Genomic DNA, 15,191 nt, shown 5'->3' with positions numbered 1-15,191 from the left:
TTTTCCTATAGACCAAACCAATATTACCTTAATTTTTACCTTAAGATTAGCTAATGATAATCTTAAGAAGCGTTTATTAAAATTGACAAATAGTAGTGATACCAACGGTTGTAGGACTATTTTGCTATTTCAAGAAGATTATCTAGGTATGGGGTTAGTTAATGATTTCTGAGATTTTTTTTGATATAATTGTAAGCACTTTAAAGATTAGAAGGGATAACGATGATACGTTTACAAGATGATTTTTACGATGCTGTCAATGGTGAATGGGCAAAAACAGCAGTCATTCCAGATGACAAACCTCGTACAGGTGGCTTTTCAGATTTAGCTGATGAAATTGAGGATTTAATGCTTGAGACCACCGATCAGTGGTTGGCTGGAAATGATGTTCCAGAAGATAGCATTCTGCAAAATTTTGTTAAATACCACAAGCTGGTTTCAGATTTTGAAACGCGTGAGCGCCTTGGTGTTGAGCCAGTGAAGCCGTTAATCGAGGAATACAAAAACTTTGATAGCTTTGCTTCTTTTGCTAATAAAATGGCAGAGCTGGAAATGGCTGGTAAGCCGAATGTCTTTTGGTTTGGTGTTTCACCAGACTTTATGGATGCTAGGACAAATGTGTTGTGGGCTTCTGCACCACCAACGATTTTGCCAGACACAAGCTACTACACAGAGCCTGAAAAAAATGGTGAGGAATTATTAGCTACATGGCGCAAATGTGAGGAAGACTTACTAGCTAAATTTGGTTTTTCTGATGATGAAATCAAAGACATGTTGGACAAGTTTATTGAACTTGATGCTAAGGTTGCCAAATATGTCCTATCTAGCGAAGAAGGTTCAGAGTATGCCAAACTCTATCATCCGTATGACTGGGCTGATTTTACAAAATTAGCACCAGAGTTGCCATTGGATAAGATTGTGACAGAAATTCTTGGCACATTGCCAGATAAAGTCATCGTTCCTGAGGAAAGATTCTGGACAGAATTTGCGGCGGAGTACTATTCAGAAAAGAATTGGCCACTCTTGAAGGCAGTTTTGCTTAACGGGGCAGCGACAGCTTACACGTCTTATTTGACAGAGGAAATCCGCGTGTTATCTGGAGCTTATGCTCGCACGCTTTCAGGAACGCCTCAAGCAATGGCTCAAAAGAAAGCAGCCTTTTACTTGGCTCAAGGGCCGTTTAACCAAGCTCTAGGCTTATGGTACGCTGGTGAAAAATTCTCAGCTGAGGCTAAAGCAGATGTTGAAGCGAAAGTGGCGACAATGATTGCTGTCTACAAAGACCGTCTTTCTAAAAATGAATGGCTAAAACCTGAAACACGTGACAAGGCTATCACCAAGTTGAATGTGATCACACCACACATTGGCTATCCAGAGAAATTACCAGAAACTTATGCTAAAAAAGTGATCGATGAGAACTTAACTCTTTTGGAAAATGCACAAGCCTTAGCGAAGATTTCGATTGCTCATAGCTGGAGTAAGTGGAATAAGCCAGTTGACCGTAGCGAATGGCACATGCCTGCTCATATGGTTAATGCCTATTACGACCCACAACAGAACCAAATTGTCTTCCCAGCGGCTATTTTGCAAGCACCATTTTATAGCCTAGAGCAGTCATCGTCTGCAAACTATGGTGGTATTGGTGCGGTGATTGCCCATGAAATTTCGCATGCCTTTGATACGAATGGTGCGTCATTTGATGAATATGGTAGTCTTAATAATTGGTGGACAGAAGAAGATTACGCTGCCTTCCAAGAACGTACGGACAAGGTTGTGGCTCAATTTGACGGTATTGATTTTGCTGGTGGCAAGGTCAATGGTAAATTGACCGTATCAGAAAATGTAGCAGACCTAGGTGGTTTGGCAGCAGCCCTAGAAGCAGCTAAGAAAGAAGATGATTTCTCAGCAGAAGACTACTTCACTAACTTTGCGACTATCTGGCGTATGAAGGCGCGTGAAGAATACTTGAAACTCTTGATTTCAGTTGATGTTCATGCACCAGGTAAATTGCGTACCAATGTTCAGTTGCCAAACTTTGATGAGTTCCATGAAACATTTGATGTCAAAGATGGAGACGGCATGTGGCGTGAACCAAGCGACCGTGTGATTATTTGGTAATCAGTAGGAATTGATGTTCAAAGAGTGAGAAATTTGACTCAAGAAAAAAGGATATGACAAAAAATAAAAGCACCCAGAGATTTGCTCTAGGTGCTTTTTGGCTTTATTTTTCTGATCTACTATCAAGTTTTTTACCGAGTTCGATAATGTAGTTTTTCAAATCATCTTTGACTTGTGGGTGTTGGAGGGCGTAATCAATTGAAGTTTTCATAAAACCAAATTTATCTCCGACATCATAACGACATCCTTTGAATTCGCGGGCAAAAACACGTTGAGTTTTATTCAAAGTATCAATAGCGTCTGTTAATTGGATTTCTCCTCCAGCTCCAGGTTTTTGATTTTCTAAAATATCAAAAATTTCAGGGGTTAAGAGATAGCGACCGATGATGGCTAAGTCACTTGGTGCTTCCTCAGGAGTGGGCTTTTCAACAAACGTATCAACGCTATAGAGTCCGTTAACGCCTTCTCCTTGTGGTGCAATCACACCATAGGAAGAAACGTCTTCGTGCGGGACTGGCATAACAGCAATGGTTGAGGCGTGTGTTGCATTGAAATCATTGATTAATTGCTTGGTCAATGGCAGAGCTTTATCATTGGTGATATCCATCAGGTCATCACCAAGCATAACCACGAAAGGCTCATTTCCGACAAAGGCTTTGGCTTGTAAAACAGCATCACCGAGACCACGTGGGTGACTTTGACGGATGAAATGAAGTGTAATATCAGTGGTTTCATCAACTAATTTCAGCAAATCTTTTTTCCCTTTTTGTTGAAGGTTGTATTCCAATTCAAAATTTGAGTCAAAGTGGTCTTCGATGGAACGTTTGGCACGACCTGTAACCACTAAGATTTCTTCAATACCAGATTTTAAGGCTTCTTCAACGATAAACTGAATCGTTGGTTTATCAACGATAGGAAGCATTTCTTTGGCAAGAGCTTTTGTCGCTGGTAAAAAACGAGTACCCAAACCTGCGGCAGGAATGACGGCTTTTCTAACTTTTTTCATAAGTCCTCCGTATTTATAGAATTTATTATTTTAGAATTCATTTTCTGATTTGAATTCATTTTTCATCATACCAAGGACGGCTTCTTTGATGTCAGCGCCTTCGTAGATGGTTTTATAAATAGCTGTTGTGATTGGCATGTAGACACCCAATTCTTGAGCAATTTCATAGGCAACTTTTGTGGTAGAAATCCCTTCGATGACCATCCCCATGTTACGTTCGATGTCTTCGAGTTTTTCGCCGCGACCAAGGGCGTCACCTGCTCTCCAGTTACGAGAGTGGACAGAAGTACCGGTAACAATGAGATCGCCTACTCCAGATAAACCACTATAGGTGAGTGGATCAGCACCCATTTTAACGCCTAAGCGTGTAATTTCAGCTAGGCCACGTGTGATGACTGCAGCTTTTGCGTTATCACCGTAACCAAGTCCATGTAGGGCACCTGCTCCAACAGCGATAATGTTTTTTAAAGCGCCAGCTGTTTCAACTCCGATGACATCTGTATTGGTATAAAGGCGGAAATAATCATTGCTAAAAAGAGTTTGAACATATTTGGCAGCTAAGAGGTCTTTAGAGGCAGCTGTAATCAAGGTGATGTCACGAACAATCGTTTCTTCGGCATGACTCGGCCCTGAAACAACAACGATATCTGAACGGTATTCTGCTGGAATTTCTTCTTCTAAAATAGTTGATAAGCGTTCGTGAGTGCCAGGCTCAAGGCCTTTTGAAGCATGCATGATAACAGCTTTATGTTTCAAAATTTCTGCGACTTGTTTTGCCACTAAACGTGTCACTTTTGTTGGGACTACAAAGAGGATAGCGTCAACACCGTCAATAGCTTCTGAAAGGTTTTTATAGCCCTTGATACCTTCATCTAGGATAATGTCCTTGAAGTAATGCGTATTAGTGTGTTTAGTGTTAATTTCATCAATTTGTTCGGGAATATTTCCCCAGAGGCGAACCTCATGGCCGTTATCATTGAGCACCTGGGCTAGAGCTGTTCCCCATGAACCAGGCCCTAAAACAGCAACTTTCTGCTTTTCCATAGTTATCATTCATTCCTTTACTTGTCATAATATCATTTTCATTATACCATAAGATTGTCATTTCCGCTTTCTAAAAGCAAAGGCTTTCACTTTATTTAGCTTTATTTTATTGGTGGGTAATTTCCCAAAGTAATTTCCACTTTAGCTTTCGAAGTGGAAATTAGTCTAAAACGGATTTTTATGGTGGAATTAAGTCTGAGACGTTTGTGTTAGAAATGAGTCCTTACTATGACAAAATATAAACACCTTACCCTCTCAGACCGCAATGACATCCAACTTGGCTTAGAACGTGGAGAAACCTTCAAAGCCATTGGACAAACTATCCTAAAAGATCCTACTACCGTTTCCAAAGAGGTCAAACGTAACAGACAGGTCAGAACCTCTACCAGTGATGGGCTTCCTTGCCCTCTCATTGATAAATCCCCATTTGTCTGTAACGGATGTCCTAAGAGAAGACAAAATTGTGGCTACAAGAAAATCTTCTACCTCGCTAAACAGGCTCAAAAACAATACGAACAAACCCTCGTTGAGGCTCGAGAAGGAACACCTCTCAACTCTCAAACGTTCTGGGATATGGATAAAGTCATTTCTGATGGTGTGAAAAAGGGACAACACATCTATCACATCCTTAAAACGCATAACCTTGATGTCAGTTCCTCAACCGTCTATCGACACATCCGTAAAGGATACCTTTCTATCGCTCCTATTGATCTGGCTAGAGCTGTAAAATTCAAAGAAAGGCGCAAATCTATCCTGCCTTCTATCCCTAAAGAAGCTAAAAAAGGGCGTTCTTATGAGGACTTCCAAAACTACCTGACACATAGACAACTGACCTCTTGGCTTGAAATGGACACCGTTATTGGACGGGTTGGCGGAAAAGTATTACTCACCTTCAATTTGTCTTTCTGTAACTTTATCTTCGCTAGACTTCTGGACAATAAAACCGCTCTTGAGGTCGCTAAACACTTCTATGTCATCAAGAACACACTTTATGAGGCTGATAGAAATTTCTTCGATGTTTTCCCTATCATTCTTACAGATAATGGCGGAGAATTTGCCAGAGTTGATGACATCGAGATGGATATCAGAGGTGAGATTAAACTATTCTTTTGTGACCCTAATCGCTCTGACCAGAAAGGAAAAATTGAGAAAAATCACTCCCTTATTCGCGATATTCTACCAAAGGGAACTTCTTTTGATAACTTAACTCAGGACGATATCAACCTAGTCTGTTCTCATGTCAATAGCGTGAAACGCGCTGCTTTGAATGGGAAATCAGCTTATGAGCTCTTTACCTTTACCTATGACGAAGAACTGGCTAAACTTCTTGGCATTTCCTTAATTCCCGCAGAAGACGTCTGTCAGTCCCCAAAATTACTCCAACATAAATTCTAAAAACTAATCTAAATATAAGCCACTCAAACGTCTCACACTAACTTCCACCATAACGGAACTTAATCTGAAACGCTTTCAGATGAGGGGATTTTGTGTACCCTTTTTTCACCTAAATTCGCCTAAAAATGCAATAAAATCAACCATTATAAAAACCAGTGGAACTTACCCTGACACGGATTTCCACTGGTTGTTAGAGGTTTTATCAGATTAACTTCCACTTTAACAGACGGTGGAAGTTAGTTTGGGAATTTAGCTATTTTATTGGTGGTTTTCTGAAAATAGCAGAGCATTTTCTTGACAATGGTTCTCATGCGAACTATAATAGTTTCTGTGAGAATTATATTTTATAAGAAAGGAGTACGAAAAAGCACGTCTGAACTTAATAGATAGTCAGGCATGGAAGTGATATTATGGGACATTTTATTTCTGATATTCGTAATGTACTTAACCAACTGGAGCAGGTTTGTGAAGATATTGCGAAGGAAAAAGGTATCGAACATTTAGCTGGTCCACAAGGATGGGCTCTGATTTATTTGCATCGTTGCAGCGATCAAGAAATATTTGTTAAAGATATTGAAAAAGAATTGAAAATCTCAAAATCTGTGGCCAGTAATTTAGTGAAAAGGATGGAAAAAAATGGATTTATTGAGATTATTCCCTCTAAAATAGATAAACGCTATAAACAAGTTGTCTTGACTGTACTTGGTAGAGATAAGGTTGGGCATTTAGGAGAATTTCATCAGGAATTGCACAACTCTTTATTTCAAAATATTGAAAGAGAAGATTTTAAAACAGTTTTGCAATGGGCTGAGCAATTAAAAGTTAATATTGAGAATTATAAAAACCAAAGGTAAAACAATCTATGGGGAGATGATTGCTTAATTAAAATTGAAAATAGGAGAGATTAGGAGAGATTAAATGATAAAAGAAGCACTTTTACGTTATAAATGGTATGCGTTGGGGTCGATTTTATTGGTAACGACTGTGGTGGTAACGACTTTGTTACAGCCGAGCTACCTCAAAGAAGTTTTGACGGCTGTCTTGATGAATGATCAGGCTGAGATTTTCCGTGTTGGGAAATGGCTCTTAGTGATTGCAGGAGTGGGGCTTTTAGCGGGAATGTGTAATACGATTGTTGCTGCTAAAATCGCACAAGGGGTTTCAGCTGATGTTCGTGAACAAACTTTCCGAAAAATACAGAGCTTTTCTTATGCCAATATTGAAGAGTTTAATGCGGGGAACTTGGTTGTTCGTATGACCAATGATGTCACTCAAATTCAAAACTTGATCATGATGAGTTTTACAGTCCTTTTGCGTGTGCCTTTACTTTTCATTGGTGCCTTTTTTATGGCAGTTAGAACGCTCCCTGAATTATGGTGGATGATTATTGTTATGGTTGTCGTGATTGCTAGTATTATGGCTATTGTGATGAAACATATGGGACCACGTTTTGGGAAATTCCAAGTTTTTATGGATAAAATGAATGGGATTGCCAAGGAAAATCTTCGTGGCATCCGTGTGGTAAAATCGTTTGTTCAAGAACGTGAGCAATATGCTAAATTTAAAGAGACGTCAAATGATTTGTTAGACCTTAACCTGTTTATTGGTTATGGTTTCTCAATCCTTCAACCGGTTATGATGTTTGTCTCATTCATGGCTATTTTTACGTCACTTTACTTGGTGTCTGGTATGGTGGAAGATAATCTTGAGGTTGTTGGAGGCTTCACTTCTTTCATGAGTTACTTGATGCAAATCATGTTTTCAATTATTATGACAAGTTTCATGGGAATGAATGCAGCTCGTGCGGCAATCTCTATTAAGCGTATCAATGAGATTTTGGAAACAGAGCCTGCCATGACCTTTGTGGATACCCCTGATGAGGACTTGGCTGGTAACATTGTGTTTGATAATGTTAGTTTTACCTATCCGCATGATACTGAGCCAACGCTCAAGAATATTTCATTTGAAATTGAATCCGGTCAGATGGTTGGTGTCGTCGGTGCAACAGGTGCTGGTAAGTCAACCTTAGCACAACTGATTCCGCGTTTGTTTGACCCTCAAGAAGGGACGGTTTCAATTGGCGGACGTGATTTGAAAGCAGTGAATCAAAAAACACTTCGTCAGACCGTGTCCATTGCACGTGGTGTCATTGGTAATCCGAAGGTCTTAGTATTGGACGATTCCACATCAGCCCTTGATGCTAAGTCTGAGAAATTGGTACAAGAAGCCTTGAACCATGACCTTAAAGGAACAACAACTGTCATCATTGCTCAAAAAATTTCATCTGTGGTGAAAGCAGATAAGATTTTGGTCTTGGATGAAGGTCGTCTGATTGATGAGGGTACTCATGCTGAGTTAGTGGCAAACAATGCTGTTTACCGTGAGATTTATGAGACACAAAAAGGAAAGGAAGAGGACTAAAATGAAAACGGCACGATTTTTCTGGTTTTATTTTAAACGGTACAAATTATCCTTTGTCATCATTTTTGCAGCCATTATTGCAGCAACCTATTTACAAGTAAAAACCCCAGTCTTATTAGGAGATGCGATTGCTGAGCTAGGAAAAATTGGACAAGAATATCTCATCGCTAAGCAGATGGGACAAACAGGAGCGAACCCTGATGTTGCTGACTTTAATGGTGTGATGTCAAAACTTTTCATGGCCTATGTCGCAACGGTTGTAGCAAATTTGATTTATAGCTTACTGTTAACACGTATTGTGGCGCATTCGACAAACCGTATGCGTAAAGGGCTTTTTGGAAAATTAGAACGCTTGACCATTGCCTTTTTTGACCGCCACAAGGATGGTGACATCCTATCTCGTTTTACCAGTGACTTGGACAATATTCAAAACGCTTTTAACCAATCTATGGTGCAGATTTTGTCAAATGGGGCGCTCTACATTGGGATGGTGTGGATGATGTTCCGTCAAGATACACGTCTTGCCTGGGTGACGATTGCTTCAACACCAGTGGCTTTGTTGGCTCTAGTGATTATCATCCGTATGGCTCGTAAATACACTAACCTACAACAAGCAGCAGTTTCGAAACTCAATGCTTATATGGACGAGAAGATTTCGGGTCAAAAAGCGATTATCGTTCAAGGTGTCCAAGAAGAAACCATTGATGGCTTTGTAGAATTGAATGAAGAAGTGCGCCGCACTACCTTTAAAGGTCGTCTCTTTGGTGGAATCATGTTCCCATTTATGAACGGAATGAGCTTGGTAAATACAGCTATTGTCATTTTTGCGGGATCTAATATTGTTTTAAACGATAGCTCAATGGATACAGCGGTAGCACTTGGTCTTGTCGTAACCTTTGTTCAATATTCACAACAATATTACCAACCAATGATGCAGATTGCGTCAAGCTGGGCAGAGTTGCAGCTTGCCTTCACAGGTGCTCATCGTGTGCAAGAAATGTTTGATGAGCCTGAAGAAATCCGTCCACAAAATGCCCCTAAGTTTACTGAACTTAAAGAAGGTGTGGAAATCAAGAACATTGACTTTGGTTACCTACCTGGTCAAAAAGTCTTGGACAATGTGACTATCTCAGCACCAAAAGGTAAAATGATTGCGGTTGTTGGTCCAACAGGTTCTGGTAAAACCACCATCATGAACTTGATTAACCGTTTCTACGATGTCAACGCAGGTTCAATTACCTTTGATGGTCGTGATATTCGTGAGTATGATTTGGATAGCCTTCGTGAAAAAGTTGGGATTGTGTTGCAGGAGTCAGTTCTCTTCTCAGGTACTATTGCGGATAATATCCGTTTTGGTAATGAGGCGATTTCTCAAGAAATGGTGGAAACAGCTGCGCGTGCGACTCACATTCATGATTTTATCATGAGTTTGCCAGAAGGCTATGACACTTATGTTACAGATGATGAAAATGTCTTCTCGACAGGTCAGAAACAATTGATTTCGATTGCTCGTACCTTGTTGACTGATCCACAGGTCTTGATTTTGGATGAAGCAACGTCAAATGTGGATACGGTAACAGAAGCGAAAATTCAAAATGCCATGGAAGCCATTATTGCAGGGCGTACAAGCTTTGTCATTGCTCACCGTTTGAAAACTATCTTGAATGCGGATGAAATTATTGTCTTGAAAGATGGTAAGGTGCTTGAACAAGGAAACCACCACGAACTCCTCAAACAAAAAGGATTCTACTCTGAACTTTATCACAATCAATTTGTATTTGAATAAGAAAGTGTGTTGATATGTCTTACACTCTAAAAGAATTACTTTTTTTCAAAAAGAAATATCTCTTGGTTGAAGGTCTTGTTATTCTCATGATTTTCATGGTCATGTTTTTATCAGGTTTGACCAATGGTCTCCGTCGTTTTGTTAGTGCGGGTATTGAAAACATGCCAGCAACTCACTTTATCTTGACAGAGGAAGCAGAAGGGATTATTCCTTTCTCGCATTCTCAGCCGATCAAATCACGGCTATTAAGGACAAGTCTTTTGATGATACGGAAGAATTGGCTATTCAACGTAGTCAAGTAACAACTGATAGTGATGAAAAGGTTGACGTGACCTACTTTGTCTTGGAAGATGGCAGTGAATTTGCTCCTGAAATCATTGAGGGGAAAGCCCTTGCCAAGGAGAATGAGATTGTCTTAGATCAGCGTTTTCAAGCTGATGATGTCAAAATTGGTGATGTTGTTCTTGATAAGAATGGGAAAACTAAGCTGACAGTTGTTGGATTTACTAAGGGAGCTATGTATGGTCATACAGGAATTGGTTACATTAGTCAAAAAACTTACGACAATTTGATAACTGTTGATAATCCTAAATTTGCTTGGGCTCCTCAGGCTTTTGTGACAAGTGATGAAGCAGCAGCTGATTTAGACTTGGACAAGGTTGATGTCTGGTCAAAAGAAGAGTTAATTGAAAAAATTCCAGGTTATGCAGCAGAGCAAGGAACGCTTAGCATGATTACTTGGGTCTTGGTAGTTGCCTCAGCTGCTATTCTAGCGGTTTTCTTCTATATCATCAGTCTTGATAAGCGCCAGCAATTTGGTGTATTAAAAGCACTTGGTATGGGTATGGGAAACTTGGCTGGTCAACAGTTATTCCAAGTTTTTATTCTAGCTTTGGTAGGTGTCCTTGTTGGAGATGCGCTAACCCTTGGTCTGGCTAGTGTTTTACCAGTAAAAATGCCATTTTATCTCAATGTATTAGATATGGGAATCTTGTCAGTTACCTTCATTGCTGTCACAGTAGTAGCAAGTCTCTTATCTGTCAGTCGTATTGCTAAGATTGACCCGATTGATATTATCAATGGAGGTGAAGCCTAATGACGAAACCACTTGTTTTAAAAAATATTACTAAAGCTTACCAAGATGGTAAGGAAAAACGTGTTATCTTAGACGGTGTTAATTTGGAGCTAGAAAAGGGAGAAATCATTGCGATTCTAGGTCCTTCTGGTTCTGGAAAAAGTACCTTGCTTTCTATTATCGGTTGCCTCTTGTCAGCTGATGGCGGTGAGCTCCACTTAGGAGGTGACTTAGTGACAGCTAAGAATGCTAAAGAGTGGACTAAACGCCGTCGGGATTACCTTGGTTTTATTTTCCAAAATCATCACCTTCTGCCTTACCTATCCATCATGGATCAGCTAAAAATGGTCGCTAAGATGACTAAATCGTCTGCCAGTGAATCTGATTTACTAGCCTTGCTGACAGAATTGGGCATTGCAGATTGTGCCAATAGCTATCCAAAAGATATGTCTGGTGGTCAGAAACAACGCGCAGCGATTGCCAGAGCTTTCGTGGGAAATCCCTCCCTTATCCTAGCTGATGAGCCAACAGCCAGTCTTGATGAAGAGCGTGGCCGTCAAATTGCTGAGCTTCTTAGAAAAGAAGTCAAACAAACCGCAGCTATCCTAGTCACCCATGACGAACGTATTTTGGATGTGGTGGATAACATTTACCGTCTGAAAAATGGTAAATTGGTGCTAGAAGAGTAATTTGAAAAAACGTCACGAAAGTGGCGTTTTTGCTTTTCAAAGACGAATATTTTATAATAGAAAGGCATTAATGATAGAAAAGAGAAAATATGAAGATTCGTGGATTTGAATTGATTTCAACAGAAACTAACCAAGATTTGTTGCCAAAACGTGAGACGGCTCATGCGGCTGGCTATGATTTGAAAGCGTCCGTGAGAACGGAGATTGCACCAGGTGAGATTGTCCTCGTACCAACAGGTGTCAAGGCCTACATGCAGCCGACAGAGGTGCTTTACCTCTATGACCGTTCGTCTAATCCTCGTAAAAAAGGGCTTGTACTGATTAACTCAGTAGGGGTCATTGATGGGGATTATTATGGCAATGAGGCTAATGAGGGGCATATTTTTGCTCAGATGAAAAACATTACTGATGAGACGGTGGTTGTTGAAGTGGGTGAACGCATTGTCCAAGGGGTCTTTGCTCCGTTTTTATTAGTAGATGGTGATGAAGCTACTGGTCAGCGTACCGGTGGTTTTGGTAGCACAGGGAAATAAGTATGGCTAAGAAAAAATCAAATTTTATCTGTCAGGAGTGTGGCTACCATTCTCCTAAATATTTAGGGCGCTGCCCGAATTGTTCCGCTTGGACCTCCTTTGTTGAAGAAGTGGAAGTGGCTGAGGTTAAAAATGCCCGCGTCAGCTTGACGGGTGAGAAAACCAAACCGACAAAACTCAAAGATGTTAGCTCTATCAACTACGCTCGTACCAAGACTGATATGGATGAGTTCAACCGTGTCCTTGGGGGCGGTGTCGTTCCTGGAAGTCTTGTCCTTATTGGTGGTGACCCTGGTATCGGGAAATCAACGCTTCTTCTCCAAGTTTCAACTCAGTTAGCCAATAAAGGGACGGTTTTATACGTTTCTGGGGAAGAATCGGCAGAGCAGATTAAGCTGCGAAGTGAACGTCTAGGGGATATCGACAATGAATTTTACCTCTATGCGGAGACCAATATGCAGAGCATCCGCGCGGAAATTGAAAAAATTCAGCCAGATTTTCTGATTATTGACTCCATTCAAACGATTATGAGTCCAGAGGTATCTAGCGTGCAAGGATCTGTGTCTCAGGTTCGAGAAGTAACTGCTGAACTCATGCAGTTGGCTAAAACCAATAATATTGCGACCTTTATCGTGGGTCATGTGACAAAGGAAGGTACTTTAGCTGGACCTCGTATGTTGGAACACATGGTGGATACGGTTCTTTATTTTGAAGGGGAGCGTCACCATACCTTCCGTATCTTGCGAGCGGTCAAAAATCGTTTTGGCTCAACCAATGAAATCGGTATTTTTGAAATGCAGTCAGGTGGGCTAGTTGAAGTCCTTAATCCTAGTCAGGTCTTCTTGGAAGAACGTTTAGATGGTGCGACAGGCTCTGCGATTGTCGTGACGATGGAGGGAACGCGTCCTATCTTGGCAGAGGTGCAAGCCCTCGTAACACCAACTGTTTTTGGAAATGCCAAGCGGACGACTACAGGTCTTGATTTTAATCGTGTTAGCCTAATTATGGCAGTTTTAGAAAAAAGAGCAGGGCTTCTTTTGCAAAATCAGGACGCTTACCTCAAGTCTGCTGGTGGGGTTAAATTGGATGAACCAGCCATCGACCTTGCAGTAGCGGTAGCCATTGCCTCTAGTTACAAAGAAAAACCAACCAATCCCCAAGATGCCTTTATCGGTGAGATTGGATTAACTGGGGAAATCCGCCGTGTCACGCGCATTGAGCAACGAATTAACGAGGCGGCAAAACTAGGGTTTACCAAGGTTTATGCTCCTAAAAATTCTTTGCAAGGCATTGAAGTACCAAACGGTATTGAGGTCATCGGTGTCATGACCGTCGGAGAAGTCTTGAAAAAAGTGTTTGGATAACCGTATGTCAGCCTCAGTTAAGGCTGATTTTTTGTTTTTCTTTGACAGTGATTTAAAAATATAATATAATTGTTCTAAACAAACGATACAAATAAATAGCTCTGCTATTTGCAAAAGGAAGAGGTTTGATATGGATAATCGGATGAAATTTACAATTGATAGCAATATGCAGTTTCCTTTAGTTGAAATTGCCTTGGAAGCTGGTGAATCTGCCTATATTCAACAAGGAAGCATGGTTTACCATACACCTAGTGTGTCATTGAACACTCGCTTAAATGGGCGTGGTTCAGGTCTGGGTAAATTGGTCGGAGCACTTGGACGATCAATGGTATCTGGTGAGTCAATGTTTATCACTCAGGCGGTATCTAATGGTGCTAACGGGAAATTGGCCCTTGCGCCATCAACTCCAGGTCAAGTGATTGCTTTGGAACTTGGTGCGAAACAATATCGTCTTAATGATGGTGCCTTTCTTGCTCTTGATGGCTCTGCCCATTATAAAATGGAACGCCAATCTGTTGGCCGTGCCTTATTTGGAGGTCAAGGTGGACTCTTTGTTATGACGACTGAAGGTGAAGGAACCCTCCTTGCTAATAGTTTTGGTTCTATTAAAAAGCTTGTTTTAAATGGAGAAAGTATCACGATTGACAATGCCCATGTCGTGGCTTGGAGCCGTGATCTTGATTATGATATTCACCTTGAAAATGGTTTTATGCAGTCTATCGGTACAGGTGAGGGTGTGGTTAATACCTTTTCTGGCTATGGTGAAATTTATATTCAAAGCCTCAATTTACAACAATTTGCTGAACAGTTGAAAAGTTATATTATCACAGGAAATAATTCATAATAATCTAGAAAGAGGTTGTATAGGATGACAAATTATCAGGATGCTATAGAGTTGTTGTACAATGCTCTTTTGGACAAAGAAGTTGCCAAGGATAAGGAACTCTATCAAGTGTGTTTAGATGCAAAAGCTGATTTAGATAAAAATGAACCGGAAAATTTTATTTTTAGTAAATTAGGTCAAAGTTTGTCGTGGTATCTAATGGCACATAAATATGATGCCCCTAAAACGATTACGGATTTAGCAAATGCCAGTCAAAAAATATTACAAAAATATAGAGGAACAATTGCTACAACACAAATACTAGGTGGTTTGTTTGGTGGTCAATCTTAATAAACATAGAAGGACTCAAGGAAACTTGGGTTCTTTTTTGAACCACTTAATGCTTAAAACGAACTACTTACTGAAAAGCTCTTGTTTTTCAACGTCAGCTTGTTATAATGAGACTATCAAAAGGGGAGGAGTAGGAGATGAAAATCACGATTGAATTGGATGACAGTTTGACCGATGCGGAAGTGATTATCCGTACGCCTAAGTTATCAGCTGAGATTGAGCAAATGCAGCAACTGCTCAGCCAGTTGACAAGGCCTCCGCTAATCTTTTATAAAGGCAACAGCGAGTATTTTATTGATGTAGGAGACATTCTCTTCTTTGAGACTGATGGTGGTAAGATTTACGGGCATACCAAAGATAATGCCTATGAAGTCAAGCTAAAATTGTACGAGCTGGAAGACTATCTGCCTAACTATTTTTGTCGCATTGCAAAGGCCAGTATTGCCAATACACGCAAGATTTATTCTCTTGATAAATCCTTTTCAGGGAGCATGATACGGTTTTACGATAGTCATAAGCAAGTCTATGTCTCACGGCATTACTATCACTTATTAAAAGAAAAATTACAAGAAATGAGGTAAGGAAA

The 15,191-nt window shown here is 40.3% G+C and carries 15 protein-coding genes; 13 read left to right on the top strand and 2 right to left on the bottom strand.

Features of this window, described 5'->3' with window-relative positions; all coding sequences use genetic code 11:
* Positions 1-222: 222 nt before the first annotated feature.
* Positions 223-2,118, top strand: coding sequence for a M13 family metallopeptidase (locus AB6M99_RS09490; RefSeq protein ID WP_121835255.1), 1,896 nt, complete (start codon positions 223-225; stop codon positions 2,116-2,118).
* Positions 2,119-2,221: 103 nt separating this feature from the next.
* Here the strand turns inward: AB6M99_RS09490 and galU are convergent, their stop codons facing one another.
* Positions 2,222-3,124, bottom strand: coding sequence for a UTP--glucose-1-phosphate uridylyltransferase GalU (gene galU / locus AB6M99_RS09485; protein WP_369350650.1), 903 nt, complete (start codon positions 3,122-3,124; stop codon positions 2,222-2,224).
* 30 nt (positions 3,125-3,154) lie between these two features.
* Positions 3,155-4,168 (bottom strand): NAD(P)H-dependent glycerol-3-phosphate dehydrogenase, encoded by a 1,014-nt coding sequence (locus AB6M99_RS09480; RefSeq protein WP_121835259.1) that lies wholly within the window; start codon positions 4,166-4,168, stop codon positions 3,155-3,157.
* A 228-nt stretch (positions 4,169-4,396) separates the two neighbouring features.
* On the opposite strand from AB6M99_RS09480, the gene AB6M99_RS09475 reads away from it, so the two are divergent.
* The 12 genes from AB6M99_RS09475 (at position 4,397) to AB6M99_RS09420 (ending at position 15,186) form a co-directional block, all read left to right on the top strand.
* Positions 4,397-5,563, top strand: a complete 1,167-nt coding sequence (locus AB6M99_RS09475; protein WP_369350352.1) for an IS30 family transposase — start codon at positions 4,397-4,399, stop codon at positions 5,561-5,563.
* Between the two features lie 410 nt (positions 5,564-5,973).
* The gene (locus tag AB6M99_RS09470; protein ID WP_121836038.1) at positions 5,974-6,417 is read left to right on the top strand and encodes a MarR family winged helix-turn-helix transcriptional regulator; all 444 of its coding nucleotides are present in this window, start codon (positions 5,974-5,976) and stop codon (positions 6,415-6,417) included.
* 64 nt (positions 6,418-6,481) lie between these two features.
* Positions 6,482-7,984: an ABC transporter ATP-binding protein gene (locus AB6M99_RS09465; protein ID WP_369350645.1), complete on the top strand. Its 1,503-nt coding sequence runs from the start codon at positions 6,482-6,484 to the stop codon at positions 7,982-7,984.
* A gap of 1 nt (position 7,985) precedes the next feature.
* A complete protein-coding gene (locus tag AB6M99_RS09460; RefSeq protein WP_121836036.1) occupies positions 7,986-9,770 on the top strand; it encodes an ABC transporter ATP-binding protein in 1,785 nt (594 codons plus the stop codon).
* Between the two features lie 14 nt (positions 9,771-9,784).
* On the top strand, positions 9,785-10,072 hold the full coding sequence (locus AB6M99_RS09455) for a hypothetical protein (RefSeq protein ID WP_369351233.1): 288 nt from the start codon (positions 9,785-9,787) through the stop codon (positions 10,070-10,072).
* Positions 10,048-10,866 carry an ABC transporter permease gene (locus tag AB6M99_RS09450; RefSeq protein WP_369351232.1) on the top strand — a complete coding sequence of 273 codons (819 nt, stop codon included), beginning with the start codon at positions 10,048-10,050 and terminating at the stop codon, positions 10,864-10,866. Before AB6M99_RS09455 ends, AB6M99_RS09450 begins: the two co-directional genes overlap by 25 nt.
* Positions 10,866-11,534, top strand: coding sequence for an ABC transporter ATP-binding protein (locus AB6M99_RS09445; protein WP_369350642.1), 669 nt, complete (start codon positions 10,866-10,868; stop codon positions 11,532-11,534). The genes AB6M99_RS09450 and AB6M99_RS09445 overlap by 1 nt, the downstream gene beginning before the upstream one ends.
* 89 nt (positions 11,535-11,623) lie before the next feature.
* The gene (locus AB6M99_RS09440) at positions 11,624-12,067 is read left to right on the top strand and encodes a dUTP diphosphatase (protein WP_121836033.1); all 444 of its coding nucleotides are present in this window, start codon (positions 11,624-11,626) and stop codon (positions 12,065-12,067) included.
* Between the two features lie 2 nt (positions 12,068-12,069).
* Positions 12,070-13,431 (top strand): DNA repair protein RadA, encoded by a 1,362-nt coding sequence (gene radA, locus AB6M99_RS09435; protein ID WP_121836032.1) that lies wholly within the window; start codon positions 12,070-12,072, stop codon positions 13,429-13,431.
* A gap of 130 nt (positions 13,432-13,561) precedes the next feature.
* Positions 13,562-14,275 (top strand): TIGR00266 family protein, encoded by a 714-nt coding sequence (locus AB6M99_RS09430; RefSeq protein WP_121836031.1) that lies wholly within the window; start codon positions 13,562-13,564, stop codon positions 14,273-14,275.
* A gap of 24 nt (positions 14,276-14,299) precedes the next feature.
* The gene (locus tag AB6M99_RS09425) at positions 14,300-14,605 is read left to right on the top strand and encodes a bacteriocin immunity protein (protein WP_121836030.1); all 306 of its coding nucleotides are present in this window, start codon (positions 14,300-14,302) and stop codon (positions 14,603-14,605) included.
* Positions 14,606-14,742: 137 nt separating this feature from the next.
* Positions 14,743-15,186 carry a LytTR family DNA-binding domain-containing protein gene (locus tag AB6M99_RS09420; RefSeq protein ID WP_121836029.1) on the top strand — a complete coding sequence of 148 codons (444 nt, stop codon included), beginning with the start codon at positions 14,743-14,745 and terminating at the stop codon, positions 15,184-15,186.
* The last annotated feature ends 5 nt before the right edge of the window (positions 15,187-15,191 follow it).

It is taken from the genome of Streptococcus hillyeri (assembly GCF_041081565.1).
In the GTDB taxonomy this organism is placed as follows: domain Bacteria; phylum Bacillota; class Bacilli; order Lactobacillales; family Streptococcaceae; genus Streptococcus; species Streptococcus hillyeri.
The sequence above is the reverse complement of the archived record's forward strand: the minus strand, read 5'-3'. Positions and strand labels throughout refer to the sequence as shown.